General features: G+C 65.8%; 14 protein-coding genes. 10 read left to right on the top strand and 4 right to left on the bottom strand.

The window, feature by feature from the left end; translation table 11 throughout:
- Nucleotides 1–286: 286 nt before the first annotated feature.
- Nucleotides 287–1,435 carry an SDR family oxidoreductase gene (locus DX912_RS06980; RefSeq protein ID WP_115841762.1) on the bottom strand — a complete coding sequence of 383 codons (1,149 nt, stop codon included), beginning with the start codon at nt 1,433–1,435 and terminating at the stop codon, nt 287–289.
- Between the two features lie 576 nt (nt 1,436–2,011).
- Nucleotides 2,012–2,536, bottom strand: coding sequence for a hypothetical protein (locus DX912_RS06985; RefSeq protein ID WP_115841763.1), 525 nt, complete (start codon nt 2,534–2,536; stop codon nt 2,012–2,014).
- 1,096 nt (nt 2,537–3,632) lie between these two features.
- On the opposite strand from DX912_RS06985, the gene DX912_RS06995 reads away from it, so the two are divergent.
- Entirely contained in the window at nt 3,633–4,031 is a 399-nt protein-coding gene (locus DX912_RS06995) for a hypothetical protein (protein ID WP_233433510.1), read from the top strand.
- A gap of 46 nt (nt 4,032–4,077) precedes the next feature.
- Nucleotides 4,078–4,389: a hypothetical protein gene (locus DX912_RS18150; RefSeq protein ID WP_147298581.1), complete on the top strand. Its 312-nt coding sequence runs from the start codon at nt 4,078–4,080 to the stop codon at nt 4,387–4,389.
- A 96-nt stretch (nt 4,390–4,485) separates the two neighbouring features.
- Here the strand turns inward: DX912_RS18150 and DX912_RS07000 are convergent, their stop codons facing one another.
- Entirely contained in the window at nt 4,486–7,944 is a 3,459-nt protein-coding gene (locus tag DX912_RS07000; RefSeq protein ID WP_115841765.1) for a methylmalonyl-CoA mutase family protein, read from the bottom strand.
- A gap of 591 nt (nt 7,945–8,535) precedes the next feature.
- Between DX912_RS07000 and DX912_RS07005 the strand changes: the two genes are divergently transcribed.
- The 4 genes from DX912_RS07005 (at nt 8,536) to DX912_RS07020 (ending at nt 13,581) form a co-directional block, all read left to right on the top strand.
- Nucleotides 8,536–9,801, top strand: a complete 1,266-nt coding sequence (locus DX912_RS07005) for a 2OG-Fe(II) oxygenase (RefSeq protein ID WP_115841766.1) — start codon at nt 8,536–8,538, stop codon at nt 9,799–9,801.
- Between the two features lie 190 nt (nt 9,802–9,991).
- The gene (locus tag DX912_RS07010) at nt 9,992–11,095 is read left to right on the top strand and encodes a Glu/Leu/Phe/Val dehydrogenase dimerization domain-containing protein (RefSeq protein ID WP_115841767.1); all 1,104 of its coding nucleotides are present in this window, start codon (nt 9,992–9,994) and stop codon (nt 11,093–11,095) included.
- 434 nt (nt 11,096–11,529) lie between these two features.
- Nucleotides 11,530–12,237: a carbonic anhydrase gene (locus DX912_RS07015; RefSeq protein WP_115841768.1), complete on the top strand. Its 708-nt coding sequence runs from the start codon at nt 11,530–11,532 to the stop codon at nt 12,235–12,237.
- A gap of 186 nt (nt 12,238–12,423) precedes the next feature.
- Entirely contained in the window at nt 12,424–13,581 is a 1,158-nt protein-coding gene (locus DX912_RS07020) for an isovaleryl-CoA dehydrogenase (protein WP_115841769.1), read from the top strand.
- A gap of 75 nt (nt 13,582–13,656) precedes the next feature.
- Here the strand turns inward: DX912_RS07020 and DX912_RS18720 are convergent, their stop codons facing one another.
- The gene (locus DX912_RS18720; protein WP_181902742.1) at nt 13,657–16,563 is read right to left on the bottom strand and encodes a S8 family serine peptidase; all 2,907 of its coding nucleotides are present in this window, start codon (nt 16,561–16,563) and stop codon (nt 13,657–13,659) included.
- Between the two features lie 63 nt (nt 16,564–16,626).
- Here DX912_RS18720 and DX912_RS18350 point away from each other — a divergent pair, with 63 nt between their 5' ends.
- From DX912_RS18350 to DX912_RS07045, 4 genes are all read left to right on the top strand, one after another.
- Nucleotides 16,627–17,274, top strand: coding sequence for a GNAT family N-acetyltransferase (locus DX912_RS18350; RefSeq protein WP_181902743.1), 648 nt, complete (start codon nt 16,627–16,629; stop codon nt 17,272–17,274).
- A gap of 109 nt (nt 17,275–17,383) precedes the next feature.
- Nucleotides 17,384–18,559, top strand: a complete 1,176-nt coding sequence (locus DX912_RS07035; protein WP_115841771.1) for a thiolase family protein — start codon at nt 17,384–17,386, stop codon at nt 18,557–18,559.
- Nucleotides 18,560–18,681: 122 nt separating this feature from the next.
- Nucleotides 18,682–19,047: a hypothetical protein gene (locus DX912_RS07040; protein WP_115841772.1), complete on the top strand. Its 366-nt coding sequence runs from the start codon at nt 18,682–18,684 to the stop codon at nt 19,045–19,047.
- A gap of 320 nt (nt 19,048–19,367) precedes the next feature.
- Complete coding sequence (locus DX912_RS07045; protein WP_115841773.1) at nt 19,368–19,745, top strand: hypothetical protein; 378 nt, start codon at nt 19,368–19,370, stop codon at nt 19,743–19,745.
- The last annotated feature ends 61 nt before the right edge of the window (nt 19,746–19,806 follow it).

Here is a 19,806-nt window from a genome sequence, read left to right on the forward strand (position 1 = left end):
GCGTCCGGCTACGCCGCGCGCCCTGCCGCAGGCGCATACTTCGCTCGCCGACGGCCGCCGCCGTCCACCGCCACCGCATCCAGGAGACGCCGCATGAAAGGCATGGACCAGAAGAAGGAACAGAAGAAGAAGCCGGCGAAAACGATGAAGGAAAAGAAGGCCGAGAAGCGCGACAAGAAGGCCGCCAAGGGTTTCGCGCCGGTCTGACGTGGCAGCTGTGACCCAATGAAAAGGCCCGGGAATCCGGGCCTTTTTCATGCCGCTTTGTCGAACCTACGCGTCCCGTTTACGCACCCTGCTGCGCATGCCACGCCTTGAGCAGCTCCGCTTCCTTCTCGCGCGAGATCCCGGCATTCAGCTTCGCCTGACGTTCGGCCGGCAGGCTGCGGAACCAGGCCATCAGGTCGGTCACGGTGGTTTCCAGCGGGCGATAGGTGAGCCCGGCCTTGATCGCACGCGCGTTGCTCACCGCGCCATAGCCCGCGTAATCGCCGCTCTTGCGCGACACCCAGATCGGCAGTTCGCCGACCTTCTGCGCTTCCAGGAATTCCGGCGTGACGTGCGTGTACGTCGGCTTGCCGCCGGTGGCGTTCTGGCAGGCGCGCAGCATCTCGTCCATGGTCATCGGCGTTTTCGGGCCGACGGCGTTGAAGGTGCCGATCGTGCCCGCCTCCGCCAGACGGATCATCCATTCGCCCAGGTCGCGGCCGTCGATGATCTGCACCGGGTCGGCGCCATCGCCGGGCACCAGCATTTCGCCGCCCTGTGCGACGCGATGCGGCCAGTAGGTGAAGCGGTCGGTTTCGTCGCGTGGGCCGACGATGTAGCCCGGCCGCACGATCGTCACGCGCTTGCCGAATTGCTTGTGCGCCTCGGCCTCGCTCAGCGCCTTCAGCGGGCCGTAGAGGTTTTCGATATCGGCGCGCAGCGATTCCTGTGTTTCGGCCATCGCGTCCTTGCCCTTGTAGATGGCCACCGGCGCGTTCTCGTCGATGCCCGGCTTGCTGCCATCGGCATACACCGAGATGGTCGAGATGAAGAGGTAATGCCCCACGTTGCCGGCCAGCACCTTGCCCGCGTCGCGCACCCAGAACGGCAGGCTCGTGGGGTTGTCGATGCACACGTCCCACTTGCGGCCCTGCAGCGATTTCAGATCGCCCGTGTTGCGATCGCCGAACAGCTGCTCCACCTCGCCCGGCCACTCCGGCGACGGCTTCTTGCCGCGATTGAACAGCGTGACCTTGTGCCCACGCGCCAGTGCGTAGTTCACCTGGAACGGCCCGGTGAACCCGGTGCCGCCGAGGATGAGGATGTCCAGCGGCTTTTTCGCGCGGCCGACAGGTTTGGCCTTCTCTTCGGCGAACGCGAACGACGGCAGCGTTGCGGCAGCGGCGGCAAGCGCGCTGAACTTGAGCAGGTCACGGCGGGTGGTCATCGGGACGTCTCCATGCAGGCGGGCGGACCGTCCAACGCCCTGCCCTCGCCTGGCGTCTTCCTGATCCAAACGGGGCCACTCTAGAGGCGCGCGCCGGGTGGGCGGGAATGTCGATAGTCACGGGGGACCTACCCCGCCACGATCTCGACCCAATCCGAGCGGACCCAGCCGCGCTTGCAGCTCCCTTTATAGGCTTGCCTTTTCACAACAGGACTGGTCACGCCGCAGCTGTCGTTGCCACGTGCGTAGACGACGCCCAGCCACGTACCGTCCTTCGACGAGTCACAGACGTACAGCAACTGTCCGTTCCGGAGTTCGTCGACGGATGCGAAGGAACGGCCGGGACCGGTCCTTACCGCGAGGGTTCCCTTTGGCTTCAACCCTTTGACCTTACCGACTGCCGCGCAAGCGTCTTCGTCGGCGCTTCCTCCGATGGAAATGGGCCTTGCTGCTTGGGCTGACAGGGCGGAAGGCACGGTGCTTAGTGCGGCAACCAACAGGGATATCACCATCTTGATGGCCACCCGCGATACGCCTGCCCTTGCGGCGGATGGTGTGCGCATCGTGGTAGTCAGGTCAGTCACCGAACACCCAGCGGAGCAGTTGCTCGATGAACGACTTCGGTGCTTCCTCCCCGTCATCGCACTTGACCAAGCGCCTATCGTCTGAGAGGCAAAAGTCGTCGGTGAACCGAAGGTGATTCTCGCCTTCTCGCGCGTCCATCAGCACGGTGTAGCGTCCGGGCCGCAAAGGTTCGGCTTCGTCCCTCGTCACGAACCCTGCCGGCGCGAGTCCGTAACAAACGCCCGTCGATCTACGAAGTCGCAGCCCGGGTGTCGACTCGTCCTTGTAGACGCCCCAGCCGTCCTCGTCGTTGCCTACCAACAAATCCACGAGTCGCACGTCGCGCGCCTCGATATCCCGATACCAGTCAAGAAACGAGATGATCGAGTGCGAGTAGACGTAGCGCTCGACCCGAAAACAGACACGTCCCCTCTCCTCGTACACGATGGGGTGCGCATCGATTCCGAACGAAACCGCCTTGACGCTCGGCGCACTGAGTAGAGCGACAACTCCGACGCTCGCAAGGAGTCGTTTCATTGGCGCTCCCGACCACTACGGAGCAGCATGGCCGCTCGTTACTTCATCGTTGTAGATGACCCCACAACAGCCGGCGGCCGAGCGCTCGAAGGCTTTTCCGGATGGCAGGTGGAATGCATAGACGGCATATCGCGCAACGTCGTCCGCGTTGGAGATACGCGGCATAGACCCCTACGATTACACGCTCATGCCCGGCACCCGACTTTGTCAGTACAACATGGAGCAGCAGGCCAACATCCTGTCTGATTACTACCTAGTTGCGATCGTCGGAGGGATTGCCAGGCGCGAGCTATACGGGAAGAAGTACATGCACGCACCTAACATCCGACAGCTCCTAGAAAACGCCCTGGCCGACTTTCTCCTCAACCCAAGAAGCATCGGCAACCTCCCTCCACTCACTCAGTAGGGCTAATCAGTGTTCAAGCTGAGCGAATTTCTGATCGCGGCCATACCGCTTTGCGCAGGTTGCAGCCAGCCGCATGTCCACCAAGCGGGACAAGTAAGGCAGGTTGGAGGCCTGCCGTGCTTCACTGTGGCAGATAGCGAGGAAACCAGACGAACGCCGCCCGACCTTGCAGCGCTCCACGTATCCCAGCGAGGTCTCCACGGCGCCATGTCGCGTACGGTCTGGAGCATGGGCTTTTTTGAGGGGAAGCCGGTTTACCTCTCGCCAGACGCATGCATTGTTTACGGAGATTCAGACCCTCGGTTCGACGCGGATGCCCCAGCGTTGCCACTGAGCACGGGAGTGGTCTATTCCTACGAGTTCAACTCACACATTCCCCACCCCACCGCAGGAACGTGGATTCCCCGCGTGTATGAAGGGTACTTCTGCCTTACGCGAGACAGCCACGGAAAAACCACAGTCCACGAAATTCGATGGGACGAGGACACCCAAAAGCGGCACTGGGATGTCTGCGAACTGGCACCAGACCAGCTACCCAACTTCTAGATGCGTGTACCGTCGATATGTTATCGGCTGGGGGAGAGATCTGGGCATCGATCTCGCTGGCGGGATGCGCCTATACACGCCATCCTGCGACGGAGCACAGCAAGCGGGTGGTCCAAACCGCCTCCGTTCCTTCTGGGAGCTGAAATGGCCCTCCGCTCTGTTCTGACCTGCGCGACATTTGGCGCCGTCACGTTCGCCTGTTCGCCCACGCCGGCGGCACAGCCACGGATCTCGGTTGACGATGCGAAGGCGCACGCGTTGAAACTCTGCCTGGATGGCAACTACGAACGGAGCGGCGGCTACGTCGCGCGCGAGGTGAGGGACGAGTCGTACCTAACGCTTCGCTACCAGTTGTCCGATCGGCGACAGAACGCGGGCAAGAGACTCGCGGCCTTCGTCGAATCATCCACATCCAACTACTACCGGGCACAGTTGCCGATGAAGGACGAGGAAGGCCGGGGCCCGTTCAACAGGATCTTTGAGCAATGCATGGGCTTCTATCGATCCAGGGCACTGGCCGATTTCATCAAACGGGAGCTTTGACGCCCGCAGACTACAGGCATTAGCCGCGGCCCCATCCTGCTTTCCAATGAAAAGGCCCGCCAAAGCGGGCCTTTTCATCCATACGATTGCTATTGTCCATGGCAACACGGGTGCGCTCCGCTTACCCGGGCTACGCTGGCTGAAACGGCGGGGCAACGATCTGCTCGTTCGCGAGATCGACCTGCTCCGCCGCGCTGTTTCGGACGTGATGCTCCGCCACCCCTTCCGCACCCACGGGTGGGTCGTCCTGCCCGATCATCTGCATTGCGTCATCGAACTTCCCGACGGCGATACGGACTTTCCGGTCCGATGGCGACTGATCAAGGGCGCGTTCTCCAAAGGGTTACGCTCACGATAATGAGCGATCCGCACTCGTCGCTTGTAGTCCCGCTTGCGCACCCTTCCCCCTGAAGAGAACTCGGGCACCAGTCAGTCTGGCGCCCGAGTTAGAAGCTTACATGTTCCGTCGATATTCCCCACCGACGTCATAAAGCGCATGGCTAATCTGCCCCAAGCTATGCGTCTTAACCGCCTCCATCAAACTGGCAAACACATTCCGACGCTCCCGCGCCGTCGCCTGTAGCGCCTTCAAGCCCTCGGGCGCATAGCCGTTGCGGTTGCCTTGATACCCGGCGACGTTGTCGATCTGCTGGCCCTTCTCGCTTTCGGTGGAGCGGATCAGTTCGATCTCGGTGACGATGTCGCCGCCGTGGTCCTTCGGCAGGAAGGTGTTCACGCCGATCAGCGGCAGGGTGCCGTCGTGCTTCTTGTGCTCGTAGTACAGGCTCTCTTCCTGGATCTTGCCGCGCTGGTACATCGTGTCCATGGCGCCCAGCACGCCACCGCGTTCGCTGATGGCTTCGAATTCCTTGTAGACGGCTTCCTCGACGATGTCAGTGAGCTTGTCGACGATGAAGCTGCCCTGCCAGGGGTTCTCGTTGAAGTTGAGCCCCAGTTCCTTGTTGATGATCATCTGGATGGCGACGGCGCGACGCACGCTTTCTTCCGTCGGCGTGGTGATGGCTTCGTCGTATGCATTGGTGTGCAGGCTGTTGCAGTTGTCGAACAGCGCGTACAGCGCCTGCAACGTGGTGCGGATGTCGTTGAACTGGATTTCCTGCGCGTGCAGCGACCGGCCGCTGGTCTGGATGTGGTACTTCATCATCTGGCTGCGCGCGGAAGCGCCGTAGCGCTCGCGCATGGCGCGCGCCCAGATGCGGCGGGCGACGCGGCCAATCACCGTGTATTCCGGGTCCATGCCGTTTGAGAAGAAGAACGACAGGTTGGGCGCGAAGTCGTCGATCTTCATGCCGCGCGCGAGGTAGTACTCCACGATGGTGAAGCCGTTGCTGAGCGTGAAAGCCAGCTGGCTGATCGGGTTCGCGCCGGCTTCGGCGATGTGGTAACCGCTGATGGACACCGAGTAGAAGTTGCGGACGTTCTTGTCCACGAAGTACTGCTGGATGTCGCCCATCATGCGCAGGGCGAACTCGGTGCTGAAGATGCAGGTGTTCTGCGCCTGGTCCTCTTTCAGGATGTCGGCCTGCACGGTGCCGCGCACGGTGGCCAGCGTCTGAGCCTTGATGTTGGCGTAGGTCTCGGCGTCGACGACCTGGTCGCCGGTCACGCCCAGCAGGCCCAGGCCGAGGCCGTCGTTGCCTTCGGGCAGCATGCCGCTGTATTCGGGGCGCTTGCGGCCTTCGAACAGCTTTTCGATCTTGTCGTGCGCTTCGTTCCAGCGCGCGTCATCGCTTCGCAGGTACTTCTCGACCTGCTGGTCGATGGCGGTGTTCATGAACATCGCCAGGATGATCGGCGCCGGGCCGTTGATGGTCATCGACACCGAGGTGCTCGGCGCGCACAGGTCGAAGCCGGAGTACAGCTTCTTCATGTCGTCGAGCGTGGCGATGTTGACGCCGGAGTTGCCGATCTTGCCGAAGATGTCCGGGCGCACGGCGGGGTCTTCGCCGTAGAGCGTGACGCTGTCGAACGCGGTGGACAGGCGCGCGGCCGGCTGGCCGACGGACAGGTAATGGAAGCGGCGGTTGGTGCGCTCCGGCGTGCCTTCGCCGGCGAACATGCGGATGGGATCCTCGCCGGTCCGGCGGTACGGATACACGCCGCCGGTGTACGGGTAGTAGCCCGGCAGGTTTTCCTTCTGCAGGAAGGTCAGCAGCTCGCCCCAGCTCTTGTAGGTGGGCGCCGCGATCTTCGGGATCTTCTGGTGGCTCAGCGATTCGCGGTAGTTCTCGACGCGGATCGTCTTGTCGCGAACCTGGTATTCGTTGACTTCGTCGGTGATGGACTTCAGGCGCGCGGGCCAGTCGCGCAGGAGCTTCAGCGCTTCGGACGTGAGCGACTGCACGGCGTCGTTGTAGCGCTGGCGCAGGGTGAGGAGCGTCTTGTCGCCGCCGTCGGTGAGGGCATCGGCGGCGTAGAGGTCCAGCGCCTTCGGCAGTGCGTCGTCGCCCAGGTCATTGAGCGACTGCCAGTAGCTCTGCGCGCGATCGGCGACTTCCGCCTGCGTTTCGATCTTCGCGTTGATGCTGCGGCCCTGCTCGGCGATTTCGGCGAGATACCGCACGCGGGCGCCCGGAATCAGCACGGTCGCGCGCGGTTCCTTCAGCGAGGTGTCGATCTCCGGGGTCCACTTGTCGACCGGCAGCTGGAGCTTGTCGCGCAGCAGGCGGCAGAGGTTGGCGAACATCCAGCTGATGCCGGGGTCGTTGAACTGCGAGGCGATGGTCGGATAGACCGGCACGTCCTCGTCCTTGGTCTGGAAGGCGACGCGGTTGCGCTTCCACTGCTTGCGCACGTCGCGCAGCGCGTCTTCGGCGCCGCGCTTGTCGAACTTGTTGAGCACGACGAGCTCGGCGAAGTCGAGCATGTCGATCTTCTCCAGCTGGCTCGGCGCGCCGAAGTCGCTGGTCATCACGTACATCGGGAAATCGACGAGGTCGACGATTTCCGAATCACTCTGGCCGATGCCCGCGGTTTCGACGATGACCAGGTCGTAACCGAGGCCCTTGAGGAACCCGATGCAGTCCTTCAGCACGGTGTTGGTGGCGGCGTGCTGGCGGCGCGTGGCCATCGAACGCATGTAGACGCGCTTGCTGCGCAGCGAATTCATGCGGATACGGTCGCCCAGCAGCGCGCCACCGGTGCGGCGACGCGTGGGGTCGACGGAGATCACGGCGATGCGCATCTCCGGGAAGGCAGCGAGGAAACGGTTGAGCAGTTCGTCGGTGACCGACGACTTGCCGGCGCCGCCGGTGCCGGTGATGCCGATGACGGGCGTCTTGCCGCCGGCCAGCTGCCATTGCTTGCGAAGGTGCGCGAGCTGGGCTTCGTCGAAGATGCCCTCCTCGATGGCGCTGAGGGTGTGGCCGATGCTGATTTCGTCGTCGATGTCGGCCGTCTTGTCGGGATGCTGCGCGGCCTTGCGCGCATCGCCGGCGCGGCGGATGACGTCCTCGATCATCGCAACGAGGCCCATGTGCATGCCATCGTTGGGGTGGTAGATGCGCTCGACGCCGTAGGCCTGGAGTTCGCGGATCTCTTCCGGCGTGATCGTGCCGCCGCCGCCGCCGAAGACGCGGATGTGGCCGGCGCCGCGCTCCTTGAGCATGTCGACCATGTACTTGAAGTACTCGACGTGGCCGCCCTGGTAGGACGACAGCGCGATGCCGTCGGCATCCTCCTGCAGCGCGGCCCGGACGACGTCTTCCACCGAGCGGTTGTGGCCCAGGTGGATGACCTCCGCCCCCTGCCCCTGGATCAGGCGCCGCATGATGTTGATGGCGGCGTCGTGCCCGTCGAACAGGCTGGCGGCGGTGACGAACCGCAGCGGGCTGCCGCTCTCATTCAACGCGGGGGTGGCGGCTTCGGGCAGGTTGCTTGCGGGGGTGCTCATGGACGCTCGAAATACGGAAACGGTCGAATCCGTATTGTAGCCCGAGGGGGATTAGGGGCTTGTTGTGCGGCGCGGGAGAGCTGGCAGCCGCCGCAACTGTGGCATCTCTGGCGTAGGTTTCGGGACATAGGAATTGCTAGCGCGGCCTGGTCACACGTCCGGCCCTCACCCCAACCCCTCTCCCGCGCGCGGGAGAGGGGCTATGAGTCGTCATTCCAGCGGAAGCTGGAATCCATCTTGATCTTCTCGGCGCGCAAGGCAGTCGGCATCGCGAGCGAGGGCGTAGTCGCTCGTCCCGACCCTCACCCCAACCCCTCTCCCGGGGGGAGAGGGGCTAAAGGCCGTTGTCCCGGCGAAGGCCGGGATCCAGGCTGGCATGCGTTCAACCCTGTCGCCCGGTGGCTTCAGACGCGGCGGGCCTGGGTCCCGGCGTTCGCCGGGATGACGGGGATCGGATGACGGGCATGGAAATGCCGGCGCGCGATTCGATGCATCAACCTTGGGGAACCCGTGAGACTCCAGCAACCGCCCGTCCCGGCAAAGTCACCCTTCCTTTCTGGCTACACTCGCCGTCCGATCACGCGAACCGCCATGAACGAAGACGCCGTCCTGCTCGACCTTCGCCGCCGCGCCCACGACGGGTCGCCGCAGGCGCTCTATCAACTGGCGTCGGCGCTGGTGGCACGGCACGAACTGGACGAAGCGTTCACCCTGCACCGCCGTGCGGCCGAGGCGGGACTAGCAAACGCGCAGATCGAATACGCCCGCATGCTGATGTACGGCGTCGGCTGCGATGCCGAACCGCTGCGCGCGGCCGAATGGCTGCTGCGTGCCGAATCGGTGGGAAGCCCGATCGCCTCGTATTTCCTCGCGCTGATGTCGCTGGGCGGACGCACGTTGCCTCGCGATGGCCGCGTCAACGAGCGCGTGCTGCGCGCGGTTCGCGCCGATTACCCGCCGGCGCTGCGCGCGGCTGCCGTGCATTTCGGCCGCAAGGCCGATCCGGCGGACCAGTTGCGCTGCCTGCAACTGCTCGAACGCGGCGCGGGGCTCGGCGACGTGATCGCGGCGCGGCTGTTCCTGGAGCGCATCACGCACGGCGAAGGCGACGTTCCGCAACCCGACGCCGCTGCCGATCTGCGCGGGCAGTTGCAGGCAATCGGCGTCGGACCGTTGCCGGAGATCGTCGTGCCGGAGTTCGCACGGAGCGAAGCCGCGCCGGGCGTGCTGTCGATGGACGACGTATTGCAGCCGATCGACCTGCATCTGCAATCCACGCGGCCGCGCGTGATGACCGTGGACGGCCTGCTCAGCGCGGAAGAATGCCGGCTGCTGATCGCGAATGCCGAAGTGCACCTGACGCGTTCGCGCACGGTCGATCCGGACACCGGACTGCCGATGGAACAGGAGATCCGCACCAGCAGCGACGCGTCCTTCGACGCGATCCAGGAAGACCTGGCGCTGCGTTGCGTGCAGCTGCGTATGGCGAGCGCGGCAGGCGTGCCGCTCGACCACGCCGAACATCTGGTCGTCCTGCGCTACGAGCCCGGTCAGGAATATCGCCCGCATCGCGACTACCGCCCGCCCAGCTCGATCGAACGCGATCGCCCGGAAGCCGGCAACCGCATGCGCACGATCTGCGCGTACCTCAACACCGTGGAAGCCGGCGGGCAGACCGAGTTCCCGGTCGCCGGGCTGCGCGTCGAACCGCGGCCGGGCCGCGCGGTGGTGTTCGAGAACCTGCATCCGGACGGCTCGCCCGACCCGGATTCGCTGCACGCCGGCTTACCGGTGGAACGCGGCGAGAAGTGGCTCGCAACGCTCTGGCTGCGCCAGGGACGCTACCGGGCTTTCTGAACGGGCGGCGCCGGCGAAGCCGTCCGTCGGCATGCCTGTCCCCTCCGGCCGATTGGATTAGACTGTCGCGCCTGCGGCGGGGTCCTGGACCTTGGCCGCAGTGTCATTTTCATTTCGATTCAACGACTTACCCATCACAGTTGGCGTAAAGCGCGACGCGCAACCTCTCGCGCCAACAGCGGAGCACCCGATGATTTTCGAAACGCTGGACACCTTCGGCCACGAGCAGGTCGTGTTTTGCCACAACAAGGACGCGGGCCTGAAGGCCATCATCGCGATCCACAACACCGTGCTCGGTCCGGCCCTCGGCGGTACGCGCATGTGGCCGTACAAGACCGAGCAGGACGCGCTCAACGACGTGCTCCGCCTGTCGCGCGGCATGACCTACAAGAACGCGGTCGCCGGCCTGAACATCGGCGGCGGCAAGGCGGTGATCATCGGCGATCCGTCCACCGACAAGTCCGAGGCGCTGTTCCGCGCGTTCGGCCAGTTCGTCGAGGCGCTCGGCGGCCGTTACATCACGGCTGAGGACGTCGGCATCGACGTCAACGACATGGAATACGTGTACCGCGAGACCGAGTACGTCACCGGCGTGCACCAGGTCCACGGCGGTTCGGGCGACCCGTCGCCGTTCACCGCCTACGGCACGCTGCAGGGCCTGATGGCCACGCTCAACAAGCGTTTCGGCGACGAGGAAGTCGGCAAGTACTCCTACGCCGTGCAGGGCCTCGGCCACGTGGGCATGGAGTTCGTGAAGCTGCTCAAGGAGCGCGGCGCGAAGATCTTCGCGACCGACATCAACAAGGGCCTGGTCGACAAGGCCGTCTCGGAATACGGCGTTGAAGCCGTGGGCCTGGACGAGATCTACGACGTGCCGGCCGACGTGTACTCGCCGTGCGCGCTGGGCGGCACCGTCAACGAAGGCACCCTGCCCCGCCTGAAGGCCAAGGTCATCTGCGGCGCGGCCAACAACCAGCTGGCCAACAACGCCATCGGCGACGAAGTGGCCAAGCGCGGCATCCTCTACGCGCCGGACTACGCGGTGAACGCGGGCGGCGTGATGAACGTGGCGCTGGAACTCGACGGCTACAACCGCGAGCGCGCCATGCGCATGATGCGCACGATCTACCACAACCTCGCGCGCATCTTCGAGATCGCCGAGCGTGACGCGATCCCGACCTACCGCGCGGCCGACCGCCTGGCCGAAGAGCGCATCACCGCGATCGGCAAGCTGAAGCTGCCGCTGGGTCGCAGCGCTCCGCGTTTCCAGGGCAGGATTCGCGGCGGGCACTGATTTTCCAGTCTCGACTGGAAAATCCCCAAAGTTTGCATTCGCAAACTTCGGGCCCCAGCAGTCTTCCTCCAAATCCCTGCCGCTGCCGCGGCGCCCCCTTTACTAAAGGGGGCTATGGGCCGCGGAGGACGTGGCAGCGGTTGCAGCGCAATGATTCGAGAAGCGCCCGGCTGTCCGGGCGTTTTCTTTTGTGGGTCTTCTTGCATCGAGACGCCACCGCCCCATCACCGTCATCCCGGCGAACGCCGGGACCCAGGCCGTTATGGCAGGTCGAAAGGAGCGTATCGGCGACGATCCACGATTGGTCCCGCTCTCCGGCCTCGCCGAAATGACGGGCTTCGGTACGCGACAAACGGCCTGCTTTTCAGGCAATTCCGAAAGACGCCGCTCAGCGCCCGGCGCAAAGTGGCATTCCCCCACTCGGAGTTGCCTCCATGCGCATCGCCCTTCCCCTCGCCGCCCTCGGTCTCGCCGCCGCCTTCGCAGCCCACGCAGGCGATGGCCGCATCGACTACGACCATCAGGCGCAATGGCAGTCCGCGCACGACATGGCGCAGTCGCCGATCGACATCGTCACGCACGACACCGTCGCCGCGCGCGACGACGAACCGCAGGCGCTGGTGTTCACGCACACGCACGCGCCGATGGAAGCCGTCGACAACGGCCACGCGGTGGAAGTCGAAACGCACGCCACCGACGCGACGATCCGCGGCCGGCATTTCGCGCTGACGCAGTTCCACTTCCACGCGGAAAGCGAGCACACCATCGACGGCCGGCACTATCCGCTGGAAGGCCACTACGTCTTCAAGGCACAGGACGGGCGCCTGGCCGTGGTCGGCGTGATGTACCAGGTCGGCAAGGCCAATCCGCAGGCGCAGGCGGTGCTCGACAGCCTCGCGCACAAGGAGAACGCGCCGCACGAGGTCGACATCGACGCGTTGCTGCCGGCGCAGCGCGGCTACTACCACTACCTGGGCTCGCTCACCACGCCGCCGCTGACCGAGAACGTGGAGTGGTACGTGCTGCCGGCGCCGGTCACGATGTCGAAGAAGCAGATCGAGGCGTTCCTGGCGCACTACCGCCACAACAATCGCAACGTGCAGCCGCTGAACGGCCGTCCGCTGGTCCACGACGAAGGCTGATCGCCACGGCTTCCGCGCAATCGCGCCCCGCACCGTTGCGTACGGTGGCGGGGCGCTTCGCTTTGGAGCCCCTGAAAGCGCGGTTTTATTGCACCGCACGACGACCGATTCACCGCCTCCGCCTAGAATTGGCGCATCGCGCGCGGCGTTCGATCGCGCGCCGCCCTCTCGAACACAAGGATTCCCATGCGCCCTTTCCCCCTCGGTGACGAAATCGATGCCCTGCGCGACGCCGTTCGCCGCTTCGCCGAGGTCGAGATCGCACCGCGCGCGGCGCAGATCGACGAGGAGAACTGGTTCCCGCAGGACCTGTGGCCGAAGCTCGGCGAAATGGGCCTGCTGGGCATGACGGTCCCCGCCGAGTACGGCGGCAGCGAGATGGGCTACCTCGCGCACCTGGTTGCGATGGAAGAGATCTCCCGCGCGTCCGGCTCGGTTGGGCTGAGCTATGGCGCGCATTCGAACCTGTGCGTGAGCAACCTCTACGCCAACGGCACCGACGCGCAACGCCAGAAGTACCTGCCGAAGCTGTGCAGCGGCGAGTGGAAGGGCGCGCTCGCGATGAGCGAACCGGGCGCGGGTTCCGACGTCGTCGGTTCGATGAGCTGTCGTGCGGAACTTCGCGACGGCACGTGGATCGCGAACGGCAACAAGATGTGGATCACCAACGGCCCGGAAGCCGACGTGCTGATCGTCTACATGCGCACCGCCGGCAAGGACGCGGGCAGCCAGTGCATGACGGCCTTCATTGTCGAGAAGGGGATGAAGGGTTTCTCCACTGCGCAGAAGCTCGACAAGTTCGGCATGCGTGGCTCCAACACGTGCGAACTGGTGTTCGAGAACTGCGAGATTCCGGCCGAGAACGTGCTCGGCGAAGTGAACCGCGGCGTGAAGGTGCTGATGAGCGGCCTGAACACCGAACGCCTCGTGCTGACCGGCGGGCCGATCGGCCTGATGCAGGCGGCGCTCGACATCGCCCTGCCCTACGTGCGCGAACGCAAGCAGTTCAACGCGGCCATCGGTACGTTCGGGCTGATGCAGGGCAAGATTGCCGACATGTACACCGCGCTGCAGTCGAGCCGCGCGTTCGCCTACCAGGTCGGTCGTGATTTCGATGCGGGACACCGCAGTCGCGTGGATGCCGCTTCGTGCCTGCTGCATGCGTCGGAAGCGGCGGTGCAGGTCGCGCTGGAAGGCATCCAGGCGCTCGGCGGCAACGGCTACATCAACGAGTTCCCGACCGGCCGCATCCTGCGCGATGCCAAGCTCTACGCCATCGGCGCGGGCACGAACGAGATCCGCCGCATGCTGATCGGCCGCGAGCTGTTCGAAGAGCGGCACTGAGCCGTCGCGAAGCCGTAGCCTGAAACGAGACGGCCGTCGCATCGACGGCCGTTTTGCATTGCGCCGACGATGCGATCAGAACGCCGTCGTCCAGTTGAGCATCGCCTGCGTCCACGTTTCGCCGTGATCGCTGCGTGCATCGACGTCCAGGCTCAGGCGGCTGTTGTAGCGCAGCCACGTACCGACGCCGAAACCGAGCACGCCGACGTCGCGATCCAGCGCGCCGCCCATGATCGGCGACCACGCGTCCAGTGCAGTGAAACGCGCCTGGATGTCGCCCCCGGACTGCGAGAGCAGGCGCTGCCATTCCGCGCGAGCCTGAAGGTCCCATTGCATCGAACCGACGTTCCATTGCGTCGCATACCGCGCCCCGAGCAAGGCCTGGCTGACGCGCATAGACGATGCATCGGTGCTCAGGCCGAAGCCGACCGCGCCCGCTTCGCTGAAGCCATCGCGTTCAAGCTGCAGGTTCTGCACGCCTACGTAAGGCGTGATGCGCCCCTCACCGACGTTCATCGGCAAGCCGGCCTGCATGCCGACGCTCGCATAACGCTGCGCGTAGTCGGTGCCAAGGCGGAACGCGTCCGCGCCGAGTAGCACGTCACGACGCGTCCAGCGCTGCATGCGGCCGACGGCAACGCTGCCGAGCAGGTAGCCCTGACCGAGGTCGTAGCTCGCGTAGAACTGCGCCTCCAGCTGGCGGTTGTGTTCGCGATCGAAACGCTGCTCGTGGTGCGCGTAGCCCTCGGTCTGCGCGAGCGCGGCGCCGACGGTCAGCGCGCCGATGCGGCGATCCTGGCCGGCCATCCAGCCGTCGGCCTGCATGTCGAAACGCGCGAGCGCACGCTGCGAGTCGAGGTCGTCGAACCATGCGCCGCCGAGCGGCGCGTCCTGCAGCGCGTCGATGCGCGATTCCAGCGCGCGGCGGTTGCCTTCGATCGCCATCATCGCGAAGGCGGTGTCGGCGACGTGCAGCTCGCCGGAGAGGCTCGACAGCGACGTCTCCGCCGCGGCCGCATCGGGCGTGCCCTGGAACGCGATCGCCCCCGCGAGCACGTCGAGACTGGCGCCCTCGCCATTGGCGACGCTGGTGTCGATCTGGTCCATCGCGCCTTCCATGCGCTGCGCGCTGGACAGCGCGGTCGCGCTGAGGTTCATCGACGACGCGGCCGTGGCGACGTCGGCGCGCGTGAGCAGCAGCGATACGTCGGTGGCCGCGTAAGCGACCGAACCGGTCACGAACGGCGACCACGTCACCGTGGCGAACGTGCCCGTCACGGTAGAGGCCTGGAGGAAGGTCTCGCGCGTGGGCGTGTTGATGCTGGGCGTGGCGATGATGTAGTTCGGCGCGCGGCCGGTCAGCCGCAGTTCGCCGCCGAGCGTCGCCGTGCCGGACACGTCCAGGTGCGCGCCGATCTGCAGTTCCATCGCGCCGCCGGCGTTGTTGCGGAACGACGACATCGAGTACGTCGCGCCCTGTGCGGTATTGCCGCCGAGGAATTCAAGGGTGCCGGTGTTGTCGAGCGCACCGACGTTCGCCGCGACCGGATTGCCCTGCAGTCCGGCGTTCAGGCGCAGGCGTCCGCCGCTGGCTACCGTCGCGCCGCCCGGCATGGCGCGCTGCACTTCCAGGGTGCCCTGCTCGACTATGGTGGCGCCGGTGTAGGTATTCGCGCCGGTCAGCGCGAGCGTGCCGGTGCCACGCTTGCGCAACCCGCCGCTGCCGGCGATGGCGTTGCTCCACGGACGACTCATGCCGGTGACGTCCACGCTGGTCACGCCCCAGTCGAAACGGCCCGGTCCGTTGATCGCGCGCCCGACGTTGAGCAGGCCGTAGCCGAAGACGGGATCGACGCCCGGCGCGCCGAGGTCGGTCGCCGTGCCGAGCAGCGTCTGTCGCACCAGGTCGTTGCTGAAGTACGGAAACGCCTGCCACACCAGCGCCGCTGCGCCCGACACCTGCGGCGCAGCGAAGGAGGTGCCCGAACCGCGCCAGTACGACGGCGAGGTCGGGCCGTCATTGACGCCGGTGAACACCGTCGTACCCGGCGCCGCCAGGCAATAGCGCATCGCGACGCCACACGCGTTGGCGTAGACCGCGCCGTTGGAATCGATGTCGAGCTGCTGCACGTTGTTGGGATTGACGCCGGTCACCGCAAGCCAGCCGCGTTCCAGGTCCGCCGCGGGCAGCGTGCCGTTCGGGCCGGGCTGGCTCGGCAGTCCCGCCATGCTGTCGGGGTTCGGGCGACCGTCGTTGCCAGTAGCGAACACCACCAGGCCGTTGTTGCTCAGCACGAAGGGGCGGTATTCGTCGGCGATCGGATTGGTTGCGACCGTGTTGGTCCAGTACAGGCCGCCCCATGAGTTGTTCATGATCCGCACGCCGCTGTTGATCAGCTGCTGGTGGACCTGACGCATGCCGAGTTCGCCGCCGACTTCGTTGCCCTGCCCCGTGCCGTCGTCCTTCGGCGGCGTGTCGGACAGGATGCGCGCCGACACGATCTGAGCGCCCGGCGCGATACCACCCGGCCATGCACCGAACGGCGTGCCGGCGGCAAGTTGCGCGACATCCGTGCCGTGGCCGAGCACGTCATCGACCTGCAGGTTGTTCGGTGGCGAGGCGATGTAATTGAAGTTCGCCACGACGCGCGGCGCAAGCGCCGGATGGTTGCGATTCACGCCGCTGTCGACGACACCGATGCGTACGCCGGCGCCGGTGAAGCCGGCCTGGTGCGCGGCCGCGGTGTTGGTCAGCGCGATGTGCTGGCTGTAGGCGGGATTGGGCGTGCTGACGACAGGCGGTGTCGGATTGGACGGAGTGCTCGGCGGCGGCGTACCCGGCTGCTGCGGGGCATACAGCGGAGGCGTCTCGCGCACGTTCCCGCCGCCGCCACCGCCGCCGCACGCGGCAAGCCCCATCAAGCCCGAGCACAGCAGCACGCTGCGCATCGCCGTCACCAGTTCCTTGTGCCTGTAATGCATGACGCTCCCCATCTGAATGAAATCGCATCGCTCCCCAGCGATCGCGAATCGAGTATCGACCCAATGCGGATCGTCCACAATCAACCGGCACGATCCGGTGACGGAAACCGCATCGGGCGCCACATTCCGCGCACATCGGTGAACGCGATGAACGCCATCCACACCCGACCTCTGGGTTGCGACGACTGGTCCATCGTCGAAACGCTGTTCGGCCCGCGTGGTGCATGCGGCGGGTGCTGGTGCATGTGGTGGCGCGTGCCGATGGGCGGGCGCGCCTGGGAGGCAGCGAAAGGCGAACCCAACCGCGAGGCGTTTCGCAAACTCGTCAACGCCGGCGCGGCGTCGGGGGTGCTCGCATTCGTCGACGGCGAGGCGGCCGGTTGGTGCGGGATCGGCCCGCGCGCTGAGTTCCCGCGGGTCGACCGGAGCAAGTCGCTGGTTCGCCAATGGTCCGCCGATACCTGGTCGCTCAACTGCCTGTATGTGCCGCCGCGCTGGCGCGGTGTCGGGGTGGCCCGGGCGCTGGTGGCTGCCGTGGTGGAGCTGGCCCGGCAGCGGGGCGCGACCGAGGTCGAGGCGTACCCGCAATCCTTGGCGCCGGGGGAGCGGCAGGCCGGGGCGTTCGTCTGGACCGGCGTCCCCTCGCTTTATGAGCCGTTGGGGTTTCGCCGGCAGGGCGAATCAGGACGTGGCCGCGCCCTGTCCTGCTGAAGCTGGGCTGAGCCCGGTTTGCCGCGCCGCAGCACGGCCCCGCATAATCGGAGGGTTCCGGCCCCTCGCGCCGGCCGCTGTCACGGTTCGACCTTCAGTTGGAGTCCTCATGAGCGACGTCGTCATCGTCGGTGCCAAGCGCACCGCCATCGGTTCCTTCCTCGGCCAGTACACCGGCGTCCCGACCCCCGCGCTGGGTACGGCCGCCATCACGGGTGCGCTCGAACATGCCGGCGTCGCCGCCGACCAGGTCGACGAAGTGATCATGGGCTGCGTGCTGCCGGCCGGCCTGGGCCAGGCGCCCGCCCGCCAGGCCGCGCTGGGTGCAGGCCTTCCCACCTCCGCCGGTTGCACGACCATCAACAAGGTCTGCGGCTCGGGCATGAAGGCGATCATGCTGGCGCATGACCTGATCAAGGCCGGGTCGGCCAACGTTGTCGTCGCCGGCGGCATGGAGTCGATGACCAATGCACCGCACCTGCTCAACAACTCGCGCACCGGCATCCGCTACGGCAGCGCGGAGTTCCTCGATCACATGGCGTGGGACGGCCTGACCAATCCGTACGACGGCAAGGCGATGGGTGTGTTCGGCGATGCGACGAGCCACAAGTACGGCTTCGATCGCGAAGCGCTCGATGCGTACTCGACCGAAAGCGCGCGTCGCGCGCAGGCGGCGGTAAGCGGTGGTGCGTTCAAGGACGAAGTCGTGCCGGTCACGGTCAAGGGTCGCAAGGGCGACGTCGTCGTCGACACCGACGAGGAGCCGGGCAAGATCGACCTGGCGAAGATCCCCACGCTGCGCGCGGCGTTCGGCAAGGATGGCGTGCTGACCGCTGCGTCGTCCTCGAAGATTTCCGACGGTGCCGCGGCCACGCTGCTGATGAGCGCCGACGAAGCCGCCAAGCGTGGCCTGACGCCGCTCGCGCGCATCGTCGCGCATGCCGGCCATGCGCAGGCGCCAGAGTGGTTCACCACCGCGCCGGTGAAAGCGATTTCAAACGTGTTGGCCAAGGCCGGCTGGTCGGTCGAGGACGTTGACCTGTTCGAGGTCAATGAAGCGTTTTCCTGTGTGGCCATGGCGCCGATGAAGGACCTGGGCATCTCGCACGAGAAGCTCAACGTCAACGGCGGCGCGGTTGCACTGGGGCATCCCATCGGCGCCAGCGGCGCCCGCCTGGTGGTGACGTTGCTGCACGCGCTGCGTGCACGGGGCGTCAAGAAGGGCGTGGCTTCGCTGTGCATCGGGGGTGGCGAGGCTACCGCTGTCGCCATCGAGCTGCTATAAGGCGTTAAAAACGCATTACCTAAAAAAAACCGGCCAAGCCGCTTGACACGCGTCACCGGCTTGTCATCATGTTATTGACGCGCAATTGCGCGTTGCCTAACTAAACGACGAGGATAAAAATCATGACCTTCAACAAGGCGCTGATCGCCCTGGCTATGGTTGCCGCTCTGGCCGCCTGCTCGAACCAGAAGCAGGCTGACGAAGCCGCTGCTGACGCCGCCGCTGCTTCGACCGAAGCCGCTGCTGCCGCCACCGACGCCGCTGCTTCGGGCGACGCCGCTGCTGCCGACGCTGCCCAGGCTGCTGCCGACACCGCTGCCCAGGCTGCTGACGCCGCCGCCGCTTCGGCCGACGCCACCGCCGCCGCTGCTGCTCCGGCCGCTGCCGACGCCGCTGCCGACGCCGCTTCGCAGGCTGCTGACGCCGCTGGCCAGGCTGCTGACGCTGCCGACCAGGCTGCCGAAGCTTCGAAGGAAGAGAAGAAGTAATAACCGCGGGCAAGCAATTGCCCAGGTGATTACCGCTTCGAAGAAGCCGCCGGATTTCCGGCGGCTTTTTCATTTGTGGCATCCGCACATGCATCGCGATCGGACCGATTTGCCGCTATCGCGCCCGTCGACCCGCATGCGTCGACCCGATCCCGACGATCCATCGCGCGTGTAACGACCGGCATGCGTTCGGTCGGCAACGGTTTCTCCACGATTCATCCGTCCGGGCATCGGCGTCCCCGACGATGACTTTTCCTTCGCGCGGCCGCTGGCATCGTGCGCCCCGGCTGGGACCCAAACCCCGTCACACGGAGAAACCCATGAACACCAAGCTTTACGTCGCCATTGCCATGACCGCTGCTGCGCTGTCGCTGTCGGCCTGCCACCAGGCCGACACGCAGAGCGAAGCGGCCGAAGCCGCCGCTGCGGCCAACCAGGCCGCCGACGCCTCCGCCAACGCCGCGCAGGAATCGGCCGAGGCTGCGGCGGCTGCGACCAGCGAAGCCGCCGATCGCGCGAGCGTTGCGGTGGACAACGCCGCCGAACGTTCGCGCGAAGTAGCCAACGATGCAGCGGCCGGTGCGGCAGCTGCCACCGCCGACGCCGCGCAGGCCACGGCCGACGCGGCGAGCAAGGTCGCCGAGAAGGCCGACAACGCTGCGGAGAAGGCCGAGCAGGAAGCCGCCGAACGCAAGTAAGGCGCGCGATCGTTCCACTGGAAAGGCCCGCCTCGCGCGGGCCTTTTCTTTGCGCACGCGT

The sequence above is a fragment of the Lysobacter soli genome (genome assembly GCF_003382285.1).
Taxonomy (GTDB): domain Bacteria; phylum Pseudomonadota; class Gammaproteobacteria; order Xanthomonadales; family Xanthomonadaceae; genus Lysobacter_J; species Lysobacter_J soli.